Here is a 17,320-nt window from a genome sequence, read left to right on the forward strand (position 1 = left end):
AGAGATTAAATGGCTAAAGGGTGTCGGGGTTTTACGCTGGTCGAGTTGCTGGTGACCATCACGTTGGTCGGCATTCTTGCTGCGATCGCCATTCCCAGTTTCAGTACTGCCATCCAGAATTCCAAGGCCGACACCGAGGTAAGCGACTTCCAGCGTTTCCTTAATTACGCCCGGCAACAGGCTATAAACAGCGGCACTGTCATCCGTGTAACACCATCGGTGGCGGGCACTGCCTGGAATACTCAGCTGAGTGCCATTGATCCTGCGGCAACGGCGCCGATTCCCATTCTGCGAGTTTTGCCAGCGATGGACTCTGCATCAGTGCTGGCAGTGAGCGGGAACCCTACTGCGATTGACTTCAACAACCTGGGCGGTTTGGCGGCCCCGGTTCCGGCGGCGGCCGCTGCCGTAAGCATCACCTATACACGCGGCACCATCACCCGAGTGATCAACATTTGCCTGAGCGGCCGTATCGTGTTGGGCGGTTGCTGATGAGCGCCAGAATTGATTCCAGGCAACAGGGCACGACGCTGATTGAGGTGCTGGTTGCCCTGCTTGTTCTAGCCATTGGGCTGTTGGGTGCGGCAGCGCTCCAGTTGAATGCGCTGAAATACACCGACAGTTCAAGGCTCAGCAGCCAGGCCAGCTTTATCGCGTACGACATGATGGACCGCATACGCGCCAATCCTGATGCTGACTATAAGTTGGCTTCTCTGGCGGCAGCGCCTTCTGCCGGCGATTTGAATACGCCGCGCACGCAGGATCTCTACGACTTCAAGACCAATATCCGAACTCTCGACCCTGTTACGGGCGATGGGACCATTACGGTGGATCCGACGTATAAGAGGCTGGTCACCATTACTGTGACCTGGAGTGATGCTCGTGCAGCCAATACGGCAAATGCCCCGCAGACCTTCACTGTGACGAGTCGTGTGGCGATAGACACGAAGGTGACGCAATGAAGCACCGCGCCATGGGCTTCGGCCTGATCGAGATCATGATCTCGTTGCTATTGGGTCTACTCATTGTGGCGGGCGTTATTCAGATTTTCATTTCAGCCAAAAATACTTATCTGTCGCAGAACGCCTCGGCCGTGATGCAGGAGGATGCGCGTTTCATCCTCACTAAAATGGCTCAGGAAATCCGCATGGTGGGGATGTTTGGCTGTCTGGCGACGGTCAAAGACTCAAGCGCCAACAGTGACTTCGCCGCTGCGCAAATGACGCCGGTCCGGTGGGATAGCGCAACATCGAAATTGACGCTGGTAACAGCCGACGTGGGAAATAATGGCGGTGTTCCGACCTGGACCGTTGTCTCCGATTGCAAGTCAGGAGCGACCGCTCGGACCGGAACGGCCATCCCTGCCGCCACCGAATTAGCATTTCCAATACGCCAACTCGTCTACCAGTTTGCGAATAAGCAATTACTTCTTGGGGGGGCTGTCATCGTCAATAACGTGAATGATTTCTCGGTGATGTTTGGTACTGCCAATACGGCGTCGGACACAACGGTTACAGCGTACACCGCGACGCCCGCCAGCATGGCTACGGTGCGCAGCGTCAGGCTGACCCTAGAACTGCAGGACGCAACAGGTCGAGTTAAAAACCAGAAGTTCAGCGTTATGACCGCTTTACGCAACCGTCTCTACTAGGTGTTGCCATCTTGAATGTAACCAGACACAGAGGTGTACAACGTACCCGGGCCCGCGAGCGCGGAATGGCGCTGATCGTCAGTCTGGTGTTTCTGTTGCTGCTGACGTTGATCGGGATTTCATCAATGCAGAACGCTACGCTTCAGGAAAAGATGTCAGGCAGCGTCAAGTTCCGCAACGAGTCCTTTCAGATTGCGGAGGCGGCTGCGCGTATGGGCGAGTCTGCAGTTCAGGCCAGTAATTACAAGCTGGCGACATGCATAAAATGTGCTCCACCTCCGGAAGCTACAAGCGTAACGGGACCGGGTGCCAACAGTACCTCGGGAGTGACCTGGTTCGCTACGACAGACGTGACGGGCGGTTTGTGGGCTGTCCAGAAAATCGCCACAACCAAGGACCCGGTTAACATCAATTCTGTGGGGTGGGATGAAAGTAAGTCGTGGACGCTTTATCGCATCACAGGCGTTGGCATCTCTGGTAACTCACGAACTGTAGTGGAAAGTATTTATGCCAAACGTTGAGTGGTGCCGCAGGGCAAGGCTTTATCTGTGCAAGCTGATGATGGGCGCACTGCTTGGCCTTTATGGCTCGGCCACCGCTTTCGCCGCATTTGTGCCGTCTGATTCTCCCTTGTTAACCGTGGGGTCGGTGACGCCGAACGTCATGCTGCTGGTGGATGACTCCGGGAGTATGAACAGTATTATCTGGGCCTCGGGGTTTGATCCCAACGCGGATCCGGTTCAAGTTTACAGCTGCAATTCGGATTTCAACTGCAGTAATGTCACTGCAATGGATATGACGGACACCAACTTTTTTGTGGGAAACCTGCGTGCCGGCGGCTGCGATAATGGGTATGACGGTTTCTACAAGTTCACCACACGCACGCGTGTCTGTCTCAAACTCCCCGACCCGGTGGGCAACGGGAATACCCGGTACACCACTGCTTACATCAGCTACTTGCTTTACGCCACGTCGTTGTCCAAAAAAGACTACACGGATGATTCGATTCCCGACGATTACAGAATCAGTGTCGCGCGCACGGTGTCTGCCGCGCTGGTGGCCAGCAATCGAAATCTGCGAATTGGCCTGGCCACCTTCAATCCCCCTACGAGCGGAAACGCCGGGCCTGGCGGCAACATCGCAAGGGCGATCAGCGATCTGTCCCAGACGACCGCTACAACTACCGCGCAAGCCAATGCCAACTACAACTCGCTGATCTCGTCCATCAACAGCCTTGCGGCAATCGCCAACACGCCATTGGCTGAAACCTATTACGAGGTGACCCGCTACTTTCGCGGAATGACGCCCTATTACAATACGACGCCTTCAACCTACACCAGCCCGATTCAGTACCGTTGTCAGCGAAACTATGGCGTCGTGATTACCGACGGTCTGCCGACCTACGATCGAACCTTCCCCACGAATGATCCGCTGGGCGGTGCAAGCTTGCCCAACTGGGACGGTAAGAACAACGACGGTGATAACCTCAATGGCGATGGGGAGGGTGACACCCTTTATCTGGACGATATCGCGAAATTCGCCTACGACATCGATATGCGAGCGAGCGGAACCGACGCCGCCGGCAAGAGCTGGGACGCTGCAGATTTCACCAAACAGAACATGTTCACCTACACAGTAGGATTTACAGCAGCCAATGCAATGCTCTCGGACGCGGCCACTTACGGTAAGGGTACCTATTACCAGGCGACGGACAGCGCGGGTCTCAATACTGCATTATCCGCGGCTCTGAACGACATCACCTCCCGCGCAGGAACCGGGGGAGGTGTAGCGTCGAATTCATCCACACTGTCGAGCTCATCGGTTTATTTCCAGACGCAATACGATCCGACTGACTGGCGGGGCACAATCAAGGCTTCGGCAATTTTGGCTGATGGAACCGTAAACACCGCATCGCCTATCTGGTCCACCGACAAACAAATCGTTCCGGGCATTACTGCTACTTACGAATCGTGGAACTCCCTGACCAATGCCGTTATTCCGTTGTCCTTTCCAAGCTTTTCATTGCCCCAACAGACCGTGCTCAACGCCAATCTGCCCCTTGGGATTTCTGGGCTGGATTTAGTGCAATGGAGTAAAGGGACGAACAAGACAGGATTGAAAACGCGTACGGTGTTGCTCGGTGATGTGATCAACTCGCCCTTGACGTACGCCTCACCTACGGACAACCCAGCGTCGGACCCTGCCTCTGATAATAGCTATTCCACGTATTTGGATATCAAATCAAACTCAATGAATCCCTCCCTCGTGGTCAACACCAATGATGGGTTGGTCAACGTGATCGACCCGTCGACGGGTAACAGGCTTTATGGGTACATGCCATCCACCGTTCTCGCGAACCTGCATTACGTCGCCGACCCTAACTACATCAACGGCGTATCTCACAAATTTTTGGTAGATGGGCAAATTTCCGTCGTAGATGTCCAGTTTGCTTCGTCCTGGAAAACTCTAGCCATCGGGGGGACGGGCTCCGGTGGCAAAGGGTTCTATGCGCTGCAGCTGTTTAATGCCGGTGCTTCTAATACAGTTAAAGCGCTTTGGGACATCAGCAGCGTTAGCACAGGTTTTACCAACATGGGTTACGCGTATGCCAAACCGGAGGTGGCTCAACTGCCAGACGGCCGATGGGCAGCATTCATCTCTAATGGCTATGGCAGCACCAATGGCGTGGCGTCGCTCTTTGTCGTTGATGTCAGCAATGGTGCTCTGATAAGAGAGATCGCCGTCGATACCTCAGGCAACAATGGATTGTCTTCAGTCAAGTTACGCGTCAATGCACAGAGTGTTGTTCAGTACGCTTATGGCGGTGATTTGAAGGGTCAGATGTGGAAGTTTGACTTCACGGGGCAAACCGCATCAACCTGGAAAGTAGGGCTGGGTGGAAGTCCACTGTTCACTGCCTCAGGAGGGGCAAATCAGCCGATCACTGCTCAGCCGGTCGTGGGAAATAATCCGAACGGCGGCAAGATGGTTTATTTTGGCACGGGCAAATTGCTCGAAACCGCGGACAAGACCACGACCGCGACTCAAGCGTTTTATGCGGTCTGGGACAATGACGGGACGAGTGCCAACTATCGCGAAAGCGACCTTGTAGCGCAGGCTATAAATGGGGTCTCAAGCGGAGCTTCTGGGCAGTTTTTTACCACTACCCAAAATGATGTGAATTATGCAGCCAAGAAAGGCTTCTATCTTCCGTTGATCTATAACACCGTCGCGACGGGGGAGCGTGTCATCTATCCGGCAACACTCGCGTTCGGCCGGGTTCGATTTACCACGGCTATCGTCGACACAGGTGATCCATGTTCAAGCTCTGGATCGGGCAGATACGTTGAACTTGATGCGTTAAGCGGGCGGATGCTTAGCTATCCGGTTCTGGATACAAACGGTGATGGGCAGGTCAACAGTGCTGACGCTAATTCAAGCGGTATCCTGATAAGCGGTGGCGTGCCTAACGCAGCCGTTACGCTTGATAAAGAGAACGGCAATCAAGCAATTCCTTTGGGCGGTTTAGGTACCCCTCAAACAATTACTGATTTGGGCGGGGTGTCAAACCGACGCATCATGTGGCGACAGATCAGATGAGGAAGGAAAAAATGATGGGCAGTAAAGCGAAGGGATTCACCCTCATCGAACTGATGATCGTGGTGGCCATTGTGGGTATTCTCGCGGCGATCGCGTATCCCAGTTACACCGAATATGTCAGGCGCACTCACCGTACCGAGATTGCCGGAATCCTGATGGAGCAGAGCCAGGTTCTAGAGCGTTTCTATACCAAGAACAATACCTATGTTGCCGCGCCGGTCGCTGGCTCCAATGCCTGGTACAAGGTTGCGTTAGTGTCCGACGCTACAACCTTTATCTTGACGGCAACACCCGACCCCGCCTCCATGATGAACGGCGACAAGTGCGGCAGCTTCACCATCACCAATACCGGCGTACGCAACAATAGTACCGGGCTGTCCAACAAAGATTGTTGGGGCCGTTGAATTAGACAGGGTAGATAAGCCGTGGCCGTTTTGCTGAATCAAGACATAGTCATCATCGGCGGCGGCGTCATCGGCCTCCTGACGGCCTTCAACCTCGCCTCCAAAGTTCGAAGCGTAACGCTGCTCGACCGCTCGGAAGTCGGCCAGGAATCCTCCTGGGCCGGCGGCGGCATCGTGTCGCCGCTCTACCCGTGGCGCTACAGCCCGGCCGTAACGGCACTCTCGCACTGGTCGCAGGATTTTTATCCGCAGCTCGCCGAGCGCTTGCTGGCAATGACTGGCATAGACCCGCAAGTGCACAAAACCGGCCTGTATTGGCTGGACCTGGACGACGAAGCCGAAGCGCTCGAGTGGGCGGCGCTTATGAATCGTCCGCTGACGTCGGTGGATATTTCCGCGGTATACGATGCCGTCCCCGTCATGGGTGGCGGCTATGCACGTGCAGTGCACATGGCCGACGTCGCCAACGTGCGCAACCCGCGTCTGGTCAAGTCGCTCAAGGCGGCACTGCTGGCGTTGCCCAACGTGGTGATTCGTGAGCACTGCCAGGTCATCGACTTCGTGCGCGAAGGTGATCGCGTGCTGGGCGTCACGACGGAAGAGGGCGATGTGCTCGGGGACAGCGTGGTGCTGGCGGCGGGCGCATGGAGCGGTGAGCTGCTGGGCAAACTGGGGCTGGCGCTGCCCGTCGAACCGGTTAAAGGGCAGATGATCCTCTACAAGTGCGCCGCCGACTTTCTGCCGAGCATGATCCTCGCCAAAGGCCGTTACGCCATCCCCCGGCGTGACGGACATATCCTCATCGGCAGCACGCTCGAATACGAAGGTTTTGATAAGACACCCACTGAAAATGCTCTGGAAAGCCTGAAAGCTTCGGCGATCGAACTGATTCCAGCGTTGGCGGATGCGCATGTGGTCGGGCACTGGGCAGGGCTGCGGCCGGGATCGCCTGACGGCATTCCTTTCATCGGCCCTGTGCCGAATCATCAAGGCTTGTGGCTCAACTGCGGCCACTACCGCAACGGCTTGGTGCTGGCGCCGGCGTCGTGTCAGTTACTGACGGATTTGCTGGTGGGGGAAAGGCCGATTATTGATGCGGCGCCTTATGCGCCAGAGGGGAGACTGAAACCATGAGCGGCCATCTCCGACGCCAGTAGGCCTCGAAGTGCTTCGGTACTCGTGAGTAGCTCCGCGAGCAGCGCATCATCGATATCCATGTAGCCTTCGTATTCAGCGAGGTTTCTGCGCTCGTGGCAAAGCGCAAAGAGCCTTACCCGCACTTTATCCAGATTCAGCGTGTGTGGAAGGCACTGAAACACGAGATAGCGGCGGTCTGACCGGTATCCTTTCAGGCGCATTGCCGCCAGCGCCAGTGCGTGTGCAGCGTTATAGGCCAGATCAAAACGGCTGGCGTATGAAAGCGCGGAATTATGAGCGTCCAACAGCCTATCAAGCGCCGAGCGGACCAGTCCGATACATTCGTTCTTGTCAGCAGGCTCGGCTTTCAATCCGCCGGTACGTACCAAGTTCGCCAAAGGCTCGTTGCCCATTCCATAGGTTCTCCCTAATCGCTTCCGATGATGTCGATCTTTTCCTGCTCTGCCACTCGGGTCACAAAGCTGTTGCCGGTGGCGAGCTTCGCTTTCCAGTCCGATGGCGTGTAGAGCGTCGGGTTGATGGGTCTGCCCAGCATCTCTTCGAGCGGGATCATACGCTCCATCACTTCGCTGTAGCTGACGCCTTCACCGATCAGCATCAGATCTATGTCGCTGGATGTGTTTGCGGTCCCTTTCGCAACCGAGCCGTAAATAAACGCTCGCTGAATCTGGTCTGCGAAAGGCAACAACTCCACTCGGAGGTGATCGGCGATGCCGAATGTTTTGCGCACAAGGCCAACCAGTTCGGGGTACACCGGACTTTCAGAATTCGCCTGATAATGGATTTGGTTGCCTTGGCGGGTTGCGGTCAGCAAACCTGCTGAGTGCAATTTCTCCAGCTCACGAGTTGTGCTGCCTTTGCCGACCTGGGCCCAGCGACTGATTTCGTTGGTATAGAAACTCCGCTCCGGATTGCCGAAGAGCAGGCCCAGCACTCGTTGCTGAGTCGTGGTGAAGAGCGCATCGCCGATGTTCATAGGGATTTGTCTGGATAAGTCTCAAAAAGGGAACGATAGGTCCCTTTTTGGGACTTATCAAGCCTACGTCGTCGAATTCATCACTCCAACCCCAACTTCTTCAACCGATAGCGCATCGACCTGAAGGTCAAATTCAAACGCTGCGCGGCCGCCGTGCGATTCCAGCGGGTTTCTTCCAGCGCTTGCAGGATCAGTTTGCGCTCGATGCTTTCCAGATAGTCTTCCAGATTATCGATGTCGGCCAGGCTCGGGCCGTCTTGCTCGGTGGGGCGTGACGGCTCGGCCAGGCGCAGGTCTGCGGTGTTGATCTGATCGTCTTCGCACAGCGTGTACGCCCGTTCGAGCATGTTTTCCAGCTCGCGCACATTGCCGGGGAAACGATAGCCCTTGAGCGCCGCCAGCGCATGGGGCGGGAGGAGGGTGGAAGGCTCGCCGGCGGATTCAGTCAGGCGACGCAGCACGCTGTTGGCGATCTCTTCGATGTCTTCGCGGCGCTCGCGCAAGGGCGGTACGCGGAGCTCGATGACGTTCAGCCGGTAGTACAAATCCTGACGGAAACGCCCGGCGGCCACTTCCTGATTGAGGTCCTTGTGGGTGGCACACAGCACGCGAACGTCCACCACTTGCTCCTGCTGGCCGCCGATGGCGCGAACGGATTTTTCCTGGATCGCGCGAAGCAGTTTCACTTGCATCGCCAGCGGCAGGTCAGCGACTTCATCGAGAAACAGCGTCCCACCATTGGCGACCTGAAACAGCCCGGGCTTGTCTTCGTGGGCGCCGGTGAAGCTGCCTTTGCGGTGCCCGAAGAATTCGCTTTCCATGAGCTCTGACGGGATTGCGCCACAGTTGACCGGCACGAACGGCTGCTCGGCGCGCGGGCCTTGCTCATGAATCAACCGGGCGACCAATTCTTTGCCGCTGCCCGATTCGCCACTGATGTAAATCGGCGCCTGGCTGCGGGCCAGTTTGGCGATTTGCTTGCGCAGCGCCTGCATCGGTGGCGAGCTGCCGAGCAGGCGGTTATCGATGCGGTTGTCTTCAGCAGGCGCAATACGCAGGCGCAGAGCGCTCGTCACTAGCTCACGCAATCGCGTCAGGTCGACCGGCTTGGTCAGAAAGTCGAACGCGCCGGCTTTCAGGGCATGGATCGCTGTGTCGAGGCTGCCGTGGGCGGTGATCATCGCCACCGGCACCTGGTTGTGGCGCTTTTGAATGTGCTGCACCAGCTCCAGGCCATTGCCATCGGGCAGGCGCATGTCGGTCAGGCACAGGTCGAACGCTTCGCGGGCCAGCCACTCTTGGGCTTCCTTGACGTTTCGCGCGCTGCGGGTGTCCAGCTTCATCCGTCCGAGCGTGATTTCCAGCAACTCACGAATGTCCGGCTCATCGTCGACGATCAGAATTTTTTGCCGTGGGCTCATGTTCAGCTCAGCTTGAACGGATGGGCGAAGGTAATTCGCATGCAGCTTCCGCCACCTTCCCGTGGTGTGTAATTGAGGCTCGCCTGATTGCTTTCGCACAGTTCGCGCGACAGGTACAGGCCCAGGCCGGTTCCTTTGCTTTCGGTGGTGAAGAAGGGCTCGAAGATTTTCGCGAGATGCTCTTCGGCAACGCCCGGCCCGTCGTCAAGAACTTCCAGCGTCGGCAGTTCGCTGAACGGGGCTTGAAACAACCTTAGCCAAACTTGCGCGTGTGCGTGCATCTGGCCGCTGTAGCGCAAACCGTTTTGCACCAGATTGCTCATCACTTGCTGCAACTGTTCCGCGTCCATCTGCGTACTGAGCACGCCTGCGCCGATGTCCAGATGCACGCTTTGCCCCGTCGTCAGCTCATCGCGAAGGTTGCGCACGAACGCCTCGAGCCACTGCTTGAGGTCGAGCAGATGGGGTTCGGTCTGACGTCGGCGAGACAACTGCAGAACGTTCTCGATCACCAGATTCATCCGCCGCGATTGATCGTGAATGATCTGACTGAGACGCCGGTCCGGAACGGTCAGTTCCTCGGATTCCAGCAGCAGTTGGGCGGCATGACTGATGGCGCCCAGCGGGTTGCGGATCTCGTGGGCGATACCGGCGGTCAGTCTGCCCAGCGCGGCCAGTTTGAGCTGCTGGGCCTGTTGGGAAATCTGCGACAGGTCATCGAGAAATACCAACGTATGGCGGTAACTGCCGCGCGCCAGGGCGATAAAGCCCGGACGCAGCACCGGGCCGATTGCCGAAGTGGTAATGCTGCGCGGTGCCATGGACGGATTGGTCATCCACTGACCCAGGCGCTCGACCAACTGCGGCGAGTAAACATCGACGATCTCGCCCAGCAAGCGTTCGTGGCCCAGCAGATTCAGCGCGCTCTGGTTGGCCAGCAGCACTTTATGATCCTCGTCGAGCACCAAAATGCCGGTCCGCATGCGCTGCAGGATCAATGCGTTGAGCTCTTCAAGGTTGTCGACGTCAGCGGCGCGACGTTCGGCGATGTCTTCGCTGAGCTGCAGCCGGCGTGAGAGGGCCTGGACCAGCAGGGCCGCCGCAAAGCACAGGGCACCCAGCGAGCCGGCCTGCACGAAATGATTGGCGGCAGAGGGCTTGTGATAGCTGATGTAGAAGGTCAGGTAAATGATGCCGATGGCTGACAGCGCGGCAATCAGCAGCCCGGTTCGTTTGCGCAGCAGCACATTGCTGATCGCCACAGAGGCAATGATCAGGTTGCCAATGCCGCTCGGCGCCCCGCCCCCGGCATAGAACAGCGCCGCCAGCATCAGCGTGTCAGCCATGGCCAGGGAGAACAGTTGCCCTTGGCGGCTTGGGCGTTCGAGCAGCACCACGACGAGGATGTTGAACACCAGATACAGCCAACAGCCGATCCGGAACAGCTCGATATCGGCCAGCTCCAGCAGTTCGGCATCCAGGCTGCTGGAGATAAGCAGCACAAGCAACACGCCAATGCTCAGACGATAGAGGTGATACAGCCGCAGGATGCGTTGTGCCTGAGGCGTGGTCAGCGAAAGGCTGTCAGCGGTCACGTGCAGCGGGACCCTGCAAACGGTGCGCTTCGGTGCAATACCATTGCTGATTCTGGCTCAGCGCGCGATCGCGAGGGACGTGCACGCCACATTGCGCGCAACGCACCATGGGCGCAGCGTCGACTTCCGGCGTTGCGGGTTTCGGGCGTGGGGCAGGGCCTTTGGTCAGGCGTTTGAAAAACCAGATGGCCGCCACGATCAGGGCGATCCACATAATCAAGCGAATCATGTCTGTCAGCTTATGAAGTGAAGAGCGCGCAGTGTAGCCAAGCGGGTGTCGGGCGCACAGTCATCTCCATCGCCGGATGCTGTCGGAAAACGGTCAGGCATGAAAAAAGGCCCCGAAGGGCCTTTTTCAGCTGACGCTTGGCAGGGAATCAGTCGAACAGGCCAAAGGTCATGTAGCTGAAGATCGAGCGGCTTTTCGGCGTGCCGTCGTCGTCATTGTTTTTCTTCTCTTCGTCAGCCGACTGGTTCTCAGGCAACAGGTCGGCAGGGATGGCTTCCTTGGCGTCCTGGTACTGCTTGATCACGTCCTGGTTGGCGCGGGTTTGTCCTGGCGGCAACGGCGGACGGCTTTCGATCAGGCCCAACGTCGCCTTGGACAGCCACGAGCGGTTGTCGGCTTCTGCCGTGCGCGCTTCGAACTTGCCGTCGACCAGTTGCGGGTGATCCGGGTAGTTGGTTTTCAGGACTTGCAGGCTGGTGTCAGCCAGGTCGTCCAGGTGCAGGCGCTGATAGGCCTCGACCATGACCGCCAGGCCGTCACCGACCGATGGGGTTTCCTGGAAGTTCTCAACCACGTAACGACCGCGGTTGGCGGCTGCGACGTAGGCCTGACGGGTCAGGTAGTAGTCGGCAACGTGGATCTCGTAGGCCGCCAGCAGGTTGCGCAGGTAAATCATGCGCTGCTTGGCGTCTGGGGCGTAGCGGCTGTTCGGGTAACGGCTGGTCAGCTGAGCGAACTCGTTGTACGAATCGCGAGCGGCGCCCGGGTCACGCTTGGTCTGATCCAGCGGCAGGAAGCGGGCGATGATGCCGACGTCCTGGTCGAACGAGGTCAGGCCCTTGAGGTAATAGGCGTAGTCAACGTTCGGGTGTTGCGGGTGCAGACGAATGAAACGCTCGGCCGCCGACTTGGCAGCTTCGGGCTCGCCATTCTTGTAGTTGGCGTAGATCAGCTCCAGTTGCGCCTGGTCAGCGTAGCGACCGAACGGATAACGCGACTCCAGCGCCTTGAGCTTCTCGGTGGCGCTGTTATAGCTGTTGTTGTCCAGATCGGCCTGCGCCTGCTGGTACAGCTCGACTTCACTGAGGTTTTCGTCGATGACTTCTTTCTTCGAAGAACAGGCAACAGTAAGTCCGAGGATGGCTATCAGCAGCAGGTGTTTCACTTGCATGGCGGCTTGCGTCCCTATAACGGCCTGCTGTCTTGCGCAGGACCGTCCTGTTATGATGGGCGCCCCGTGGAACCCCCGGGACAAAAGACGCCGTATTTAACCACAAGCGCACAGCCGAAACCAAAGGCCAGTGCCACCTCCTAGTTTGAGCATGTCTGAGATCATAGAACTCCGCGCAGAGGTGCCGTCCGAATTGGGCGGTCAACGCCTCGACCAAGTCGCCGCCCAACTATTCGCAGAGCACTCGCGCTCGCGCCTTTCCGCCTGGATCAAAGACGGTCGCCTGACTGTGGACGGAGGCGCGTTGCGCCCGCGTGACATCGTGCATGGTGGCGCCGTTCTGCTCCTCAAAGCCGAGCAGGAAGCCCAGGGCGAGTGGATCGCGCAGGACATCGAGCTCGACATCGTCTACGAAGACGACCAGATCCTGGTGATCAACAAGCCGTCCGGTCTGGTTGTGCATCCGGCAGCGGGTCACGCCGACGGCACCCTGCTCAATGCCTTGCTGCACCATGTGCCGGACATCATCAATGTCCCGCGTGCCGGCATCGTGCACCGCCTGGACAAGGACACCACCGGCCTGATGGTGGTCGCCAAGACCATTCAGGCGCAGACGCAGTTGGTCACCCAACTTCAGAATCGCAGCGTTAGCCGCATTTATGAGTGCATCGTCATCGGCGTGGTGACCTCGGGCGGCAAGATCAACGCACCGATCGGTCGTCATGGTCAGCAGCGTCAGCGCATGGCGGTCATGGAAGGCGGCAAGCCTGCCGTCAGTCATTACCGGGTCCTGGAGCGTTTCCGTTCGCACACCCACGTGCGGGTCAAGCTGGAAACCGGGCGTACCCACCAGATCCGTGTGCACATGGCCCACATCAACTTCCCGCTGGTCGGCGACCCTGCCTACGGCGGTCGTTTCCGGATCCCGCCTGCGGCCAGTGTCACCATGGTCGAATCGCTGAAACATTTCCCGCGTCAGGCGCTGCATGCGCGTTTCCTTGAACTGGATCATCCGACGACCGGTAAGCGCATGAGCTGGGAATCGCCGCTGCCAGACGACTTTGTCTGGTTGCTGACGCTGCTCAAGCAAGACCGCGAAGCGTTCATCGGATGACTGAGAGCGTGACGGACTGGCTGATTCCCGACTGGCCTGCGCCGGCGGGTGTCAAAGCGTGCGTCACGACGCGATCGGGCGGAGTCAGTACGGCGCCGTTCGACAGCTTCAATCTGGGTGATCACGTTAACGACGATCCAGCGGCCGTTGCGCACAACCGTTCCTCACTGACCTCGCGCCTGAATATCCAGCCCGCATGGTTGAAGCAGGTTCATGGCGTCAACGTGGTCGAGGCCGCGCCGGCAGAAGTGCTTGAGGCTGATGCCAGTTGGAGCAAAACCCCGGGCGTGGCCTGCACCATCATGACGGCCGATTGCTTGCCGGCACTGTTCTGCAATAAAGCGGGCACTCAGGTTGCCGCCGCCCATGCGGGCTGGCGCGGTCTTGCGGCGGGTGTGCTTGAGGCGACGGTGGACAGTTTTGCCGATGCGCCCTCCGACATCCTGGTCTGGCTCGGTCCTGCCATCGGGCCGCAGGCATTCGAAGTCGGTCCCGAAGTGCGCGAAGCCTTCATGGCGACGCACCCCGAGACAGGCGATGCGTTCGTGCCGAGCGCCAACGCTGGCAAGTTCATGGCCGATATCTACCAGTTGGCTCGCCTGCGTCTGGCCGCCCACGGCGTGACAGCGGTGTATGGCGGCGGCCTCTCAACCTACAACGATGAGCGATTCTTCTCCTATCGCCGTGGCGCACGCACCGGACGGTTCGCCTCGCTTGTCTGGCTCGAAGCCCGGTAGCCTCCGCGCTCCCGCACTAATTCCTTCTGAATTCCTTCCTTCAAGCTAATGTTGATCCATGTCAACCCGTCAGCGCTTGAATCCTGCCTAATCGGCCGCATGTAAAGAACCATCTGGCAGGTTTTCTTTATTAGGTGTGTTCATTACTCCGGCCTGCCCATTTAGGAAGGTGACCCATGCGTATTGACCGTTTAACCAGCAAATTGCAACTCGCTCTTTCAGATTCTCAATCACTGGCGGTGGGCCTGGACCATCCGGCCATCGAGCCTGCGCACTTGATGCAGGCGCTGCTTGAACAGCAGGGCGGTTCGATCAAGCCTTTGTTGCTGCAAGTGGGCTTCGACATCAATAGCCTGCGCACCGCGCTGACCAAAGAGCTCGATCAACTGCCGAAGATCCAGAACCCGACTGGCGACGTGAACATGTCGCAGGATCTGGCGCGCCTGTTGAATCAGGCCGATCGTCTGGCTCAGCAAAAAGGCGATCAGTTCATCTCCAGCGAGCTGGTGTTGCTCGCCGCGATGGACGAGAACAGCAAACTCGGCAAGCTGCTGCTCGGCCAGGGCGTCAGCAAGAAAGCTCTGGAAAACGCCATCAGCAACCTGCGTGGCGGCGATGCTGTCAACGACCCGAACGCGGAAGAATCCCGTCAGGCGCTGGACAAGTACACCGTCGACCTGACCAAGCGCGCCGAGGAAGGCAAGCTTGACCCGGTGATTGGCCGCGACGATGAGATCCGTCGGACCATCCAGGTACTGCAACGCCGGACCAAGAACAACCCGGTATTGATCGGTGAGCCTGGCGTGGGTAAAACCGCCATCGCTGAAGGCCTTGCTCAGCGCATCATCAACGGCGAAGTACCGGATGGCCTGCGTGGCAAGCGTCTGCTGTCCCTGGACATGGGCGCGCTGATCGCGGGCGCCAAGTTCCGTGGCGAGTTTGAAGAGCGCCTGAAAGGCCTGCTCAATGAACTGTCGAAGCAGGAAGGGCAGATCATTCTGTTCATCGACGAACTGCACACCATGGTCGGTGCCGGCAAGGCCGAAGGCTCGATGGACGCCGGCAACATGCTCAAGCCGGCGCTGGCCCGTGGCGAGCTGCATTGCGTGGGCGCCACGACGCTCAATGAGTACCGCCAATATATAGAGAAGGACGCCGCTCTCGAACGTCGCTTCCAGAAAGTGCTGGTGGATGAACCGAGTGAAGAAGACACCATCGCCATCCTGCGTGGCCTGAAAGAGCGCTATGAGGTTCACCACAAGGTGGCGATCACCGACGGTGCGATCATTGCGGCGGCCAAGCTCAGCCATCGGTACATCACCGATAGGCAGCTGCCGGACAAAGCCATCGACTTGATCGATGAGGCGGCCAGCCGCATTCGTATGGAGATCGACTCCAAGCCGGAAGTGCTCGACCGTCTTGAGCGTCGCCTGATTCAGTTGAAGGTAGAGGCGCAGGCGCTGAAGAAGGAAGACGACGAGGCCGCGATCAAGCGCCTGGAAAAACTCCAGGAAGAGATTCAGCGCCTTGAGCGGGAATATGCCGACCTCGAAGAAATCTGGACCTCCGAAAAAGCGGAAGTCACCGGTTCTGCGCAGATTCAGCAAAAGATCGAGCAGTCTCGCCAGGAACTGGAAGCGGCGCGGCGTAAGGGTGACCTCAACCGCATGGCTGAATTGCAGTACGGCGTGATTCCCGATCTGGAGCGCAGCCTGCAGATGGTCGACCAGCACGGCAAGCCGGAGAACCAGCTGCTGCGCAGCAAGGTGACCGAGGAAGAGATTGCCGAAGTCGTGTCCAAGTGGACGGGCATTCCGGTGTCGAAGATGCTCGAAGGCGAGCGTGACAAGCTGCTGAAAATGGAAGAGCTGCTGCACCAGCGCGTGATCGGGCAGAACGAAGCGGTCGTCGCGGTGGCCAACGCTGTGCGCCGGTCGCGTGCCGGGCTGTCGGACCCTAACCGCCCGAGCGGCTCGTTTATGTTCCTCGGCCCAACCGGCGTGGGTAAGACCGAACTGTGCAAGGCGCTGGCGGAGTTCCTGTTCGACACCGAAGAGGCGATGGTGCGGATCGATATGTCCGAGTTCATGGAGAAGCATTCCGTGGCTCGTCTGATCGGCGCGCCCCCTGGCTATGTCGGTTACGAAGAGGGTGGCTATCTGACCGAAGCGGTACGCCGCAAGCCTTACTCGGTCATCCTGCTGGACGAAGTCGAGAAAGCGCACCCGGACGTCTTCAACGTCCTGCTGCAAGTGCTCGAAGACGGGCGTTTGACCGACAGTCACGGGCGTACGGTGGATTTCCGTAATACCGTGATCGTCATGACCTCCAACCTGGGCTCGGCTCGCATCCAGGAGCTGGTGGGCGATCGGGAAGGGCAGCGCGCAGCGGTCATGGATGCGCTCACCACGCACTTCCGTCCGGAGTTCATCAACCGGGTCGACGAAGTGGTGATCTTCGAACCGCTGGCTCGCGACCAGATCGCCGGCATCACCGAGATCCAGTTGGGCCGTCTGCGTCAGCGTCTGGCGGAGCGCGATCTGCGCCTGGAACTGTCCACCGAGGCGATGGACAAGCTGATCGCCGTCGGCTACGACCCTGTGTACGGCGCGCGTCCGCTCAAACGAGCGATCCAGCGCTGGATCGAAAACCCGCTGGCTCAGTTGATCCTGTCGGGTGGCTTCATGCCCGGCACCAGCATCAGAGGCACGGTGCAGGACGACGAGATCGTCTTCGGCTGATCCGCGCCTCTATATAAAGGCGCAGAAGGGCTCTCCTGGTGGGAGCCCTTTTTTATGCGCCGTGATTTATTCACTGAACCGCAGGATTTTCGGGGGCTTGAGGACGATCCACAAAAAAATCGCAAATCATTGTCTTGAAAGCAATTTAGAGGGTTGACAGGTGTTTCTGGAAATGTAGAATAGCGCGCCTCAGAGACGTGAACGCAGCGATGCAAACAGGTCGAAGAGGCTGAAAATGCGGTAGGTTCAGTGAGGTAAATTCCAGATTCGTCTGGTGAAGATTTACTGAATTTGTTGTGTTGAAGCGCGTCAAACGCTGCATCTGAAATTGATAGATTTGAAAAGATCGTTCCGTGATAGCTCAGTCGGTAGAGCAAATGACTGTTAATCATTGGGTCCCAGGTTCGAGTCCTGGTCACGGAGCCAATTTCAAGAGTTAGTACCGTCGGGGTATAGCGCAGTCCGGTAGCGCGCCTGCTTTGGGAGCAGGATGTCAGGAGTTCGAATCCCCTTACCCCGACCA

Annotated in this window: 16 protein-coding genes and 2 tRNA genes; 12 read left to right on the forward strand and 6 right to left on the reverse strand. The window is 58.1% G+C overall.

Annotated features, from left to right (window positions below):
- The first annotated feature begins 9 nt into the window (after positions 1 to 9).
- From AC07VF_RS11830 to thiO, 7 genes are all read left to right on the forward strand, one after another.
- Positions 10 to 492 carry a GspH/FimT family pseudopilin gene (locus AC07VF_RS11830; protein WP_495008460.1) on the forward strand — a complete coding sequence of 161 codons (483 nt, stop codon included), beginning with the start codon at positions 10 to 12 and terminating at the stop codon, positions 490 to 492.
- Complete coding sequence (pilV, locus tag AC07VF_RS11835) at positions 492 to 962, forward strand: type IV pilus modification protein PilV (protein ID WP_495008459.1); 471 nt, start codon at positions 492 to 494, stop codon at positions 960 to 962. The genes AC07VF_RS11830 and pilV overlap by 1 nt, the downstream gene beginning before the upstream one ends.
- A complete protein-coding gene (locus AC07VF_RS11840) occupies positions 959 to 1,651 on the forward strand; it encodes a PilW family protein (RefSeq protein WP_495008458.1) in 693 nt (230 codons plus the stop codon). The genes pilV and AC07VF_RS11840 overlap by 4 nt, the downstream gene beginning before the upstream one ends.
- 65 nt (positions 1,652 to 1,716) lie before the next feature.
- Entirely contained in the window at positions 1,717 to 2,172 is a 456-nt protein-coding gene (locus AC07VF_RS11845) for a pilus assembly PilX family protein (protein ID WP_495008457.1), read from the forward strand.
- Positions 2,159 to 5,251: a pilus assembly protein gene (locus AC07VF_RS11850; RefSeq protein WP_495008456.1), complete on the forward strand. Its 3,093-nt coding sequence runs from the start codon at positions 2,159 to 2,161 to the stop codon at positions 5,249 to 5,251. Before AC07VF_RS11845 ends, AC07VF_RS11850 begins: the two co-directional genes overlap by 14 nt.
- A 14-nt stretch (positions 5,252 to 5,265) precedes the next feature.
- Complete coding sequence (locus AC07VF_RS11855; RefSeq protein ID WP_495008606.1) at positions 5,266 to 5,655, forward strand: type IV pilin protein; 390 nt, start codon at positions 5,266 to 5,268, stop codon at positions 5,653 to 5,655.
- A 30-nt stretch (positions 5,656 to 5,685) separates the two neighbouring features.
- The gene (gene thiO / locus AC07VF_RS11860) at positions 5,686 to 6,789 is read left to right on the forward strand and encodes a glycine oxidase ThiO (protein ID WP_346629535.1); all 1,104 of its coding nucleotides are present in this window, start codon (positions 5,686 to 5,688) and stop codon (positions 6,787 to 6,789) included.
- Here thiO and AC07VF_RS11865 read toward each other — a convergent pair.
- From AC07VF_RS11865 to AC07VF_RS11890, 6 genes are all read right to left on the reverse strand, one after another.
- Complete coding sequence (locus AC07VF_RS11865; protein WP_192173382.1) at positions 6,759 to 7,205, reverse strand: hypothetical protein; 447 nt, start codon at positions 7,203 to 7,205, stop codon at positions 6,759 to 6,761. The two genes, thiO and AC07VF_RS11865, sit on opposite strands and share 31 nt — an antisense overlap.
- Before the next feature lie 14 nt (positions 7,206 to 7,219).
- Complete coding sequence (locus tag AC07VF_RS11870; RefSeq protein WP_192173381.1) at positions 7,220 to 7,789, reverse strand: nucleotidyltransferase domain-containing protein; 570 nt, start codon at positions 7,787 to 7,789, stop codon at positions 7,220 to 7,222.
- Between the two features lie 80 nt (positions 7,790 to 7,869).
- Positions 7,870 to 9,210, reverse strand: coding sequence for a sigma-54-dependent transcriptional regulator (locus tag AC07VF_RS11875; protein WP_495008455.1), 1,341 nt, complete (start codon positions 9,208 to 9,210; stop codon positions 7,870 to 7,872).
- Between the two features lie 2 nt (positions 9,211 to 9,212).
- Positions 9,213 to 10,805 (reverse strand): sensor histidine kinase, encoded by a 1,593-nt coding sequence (locus AC07VF_RS11880; protein WP_495008454.1) that lies wholly within the window; start codon positions 10,803 to 10,805, stop codon positions 9,213 to 9,215.
- Entirely contained in the window at positions 10,795 to 11,034 is a 240-nt protein-coding gene (locus AC07VF_RS11885) for a PP0621 family protein (RefSeq protein ID WP_346626756.1), read from the reverse strand. Before AC07VF_RS11885 ends, AC07VF_RS11880 begins: the two co-directional genes overlap by 11 nt.
- Before the next feature lie 148 nt (positions 11,035 to 11,182).
- On the reverse strand, positions 11,183 to 12,205 hold the full coding sequence (locus AC07VF_RS11890) for an outer membrane protein assembly factor BamD (protein ID WP_192173378.1): 1,023 nt from the start codon (positions 12,203 to 12,205) through the stop codon (positions 11,183 to 11,185).
- 151 nt (positions 12,206 to 12,356) lie between these two features.
- Between AC07VF_RS11890 and rluD the strand changes: the two genes are divergently transcribed.
- From rluD to AC07VF_RS11915, 5 genes are all read left to right on the forward strand, one after another.
- A complete protein-coding gene (rluD, locus tag AC07VF_RS11895) occupies positions 12,357 to 13,319 on the forward strand; it encodes a 23S rRNA pseudouridine(1911/1915/1917) synthase RluD (RefSeq protein ID WP_065987655.1) in 963 nt (320 codons plus the stop codon).
- 8 nt (positions 13,320 to 13,327) lie between these two features.
- Positions 13,328 to 14,056: a peptidoglycan editing factor PgeF gene (gene pgeF / locus AC07VF_RS11900; RefSeq protein WP_495008605.1), complete on the forward strand. Its 729-nt coding sequence runs from the start codon at positions 13,328 to 13,330 to the stop codon at positions 14,054 to 14,056.
- Positions 14,057 to 14,232: 176 nt separating this feature from the next.
- Complete coding sequence (gene clpB, locus AC07VF_RS11905; protein ID WP_282367068.1) at positions 14,233 to 16,797, forward strand: ATP-dependent chaperone ClpB; 2,565 nt, start codon at positions 14,233 to 14,235, stop codon at positions 16,795 to 16,797.
- A gap of 350 nt (positions 16,798 to 17,147) precedes the next feature.
- Positions 17,148 to 17,223: transfer RNA gene (locus tag AC07VF_RS11910), tRNA-Asn, on the forward strand.
- A 20-nt stretch (positions 17,224 to 17,243) separates the two neighbouring features.
- A tRNA-Pro gene (locus tag AC07VF_RS11915) sits at positions 17,244 to 17,320 on the forward strand.

This window comes from Pseudomonas sp. GW821-FHT02H06 (genome assembly GCF_059421525.1).

What these genes read in the sequence shown, in the direction of transcription:
- AC07VF_RS11830 (WP_495008460.1), top strand. Translation starts at nt 10, where the DNA reads ATGGCTAAAGGGTGTCGGGGTTTTACGCTGGTCGAGTTGCTGGTGACC.
- pilV (WP_495008459.1), top strand. Translation starts at nt 492, where the DNA reads ATGAGCGCCAGAATTGATTCCAGGCAACAGGGCACGACGCTGATTGAG.
- AC07VF_RS11840 (WP_495008458.1), top strand. Translation starts at nt 959, where the DNA reads ATGAAGCACCGCGCCATGGGCTTCGGCCTGATCGAGATCATGATCTCG.
- AC07VF_RS11845 (WP_495008457.1), top strand. Translation starts at nt 1,717, where the DNA reads ATGGCGCTGATCGTCAGTCTGGTGTTTCTGTTGCTGCTGACGTTGATC.
- AC07VF_RS11850 (WP_495008456.1), top strand. Translation starts at nt 2,159, where the DNA reads ATGCCAAACGTTGAGTGGTGCCGCAGGGCAAGGCTTTATCTGTGCAAG.
- AC07VF_RS11855 (WP_495008606.1), top strand. Translation starts at nt 5,266, where the DNA reads ATGGGCAGTAAAGCGAAGGGATTCACCCTCATCGAACTGATGATCGTG.
- AC07VF_RS11865 (WP_192173382.1), bottom strand. Translation starts at nt 7,205, where the DNA reads ATGGGCAACGAGCCTTTGGCGAACTTGGTACGTACCGGCGGATTGAAA.
- AC07VF_RS11870 (WP_192173381.1), bottom strand. Translation starts at nt 7,789, where the DNA reads ATGAACATCGGCGATGCGCTCTTCACCACGACTCAGCAACGAGTGCTG.
- AC07VF_RS11875 (WP_495008455.1), bottom strand. Translation starts at nt 9,210, where the DNA reads ATGAGCCCACGGCAAAAAATTCTGATCGTCGACGATGAGCCGGACATT.
- AC07VF_RS11885 (WP_346626756.1), bottom strand. Translation starts at nt 11,034, where the DNA reads ATGATTCGCTTGATTATGTGGATCGCCCTGATCGTGGCGGCCATCTGG.
- AC07VF_RS11890 (WP_192173378.1), bottom strand. Translation starts at nt 12,205, where the DNA reads ATGCAAGTGAAACACCTGCTGCTGATAGCCATCCTCGGACTTACTGTT.
- rluD (WP_065987655.1), top strand. Translation starts at nt 12,357, where the DNA reads ATGTCTGAGATCATAGAACTCCGCGCAGAGGTGCCGTCCGAATTGGGC.
- clpB (WP_282367068.1), top strand. Translation starts at nt 14,233, where the DNA reads ATGCGTATTGACCGTTTAACCAGCAAATTGCAACTCGCTCTTTCAGAT.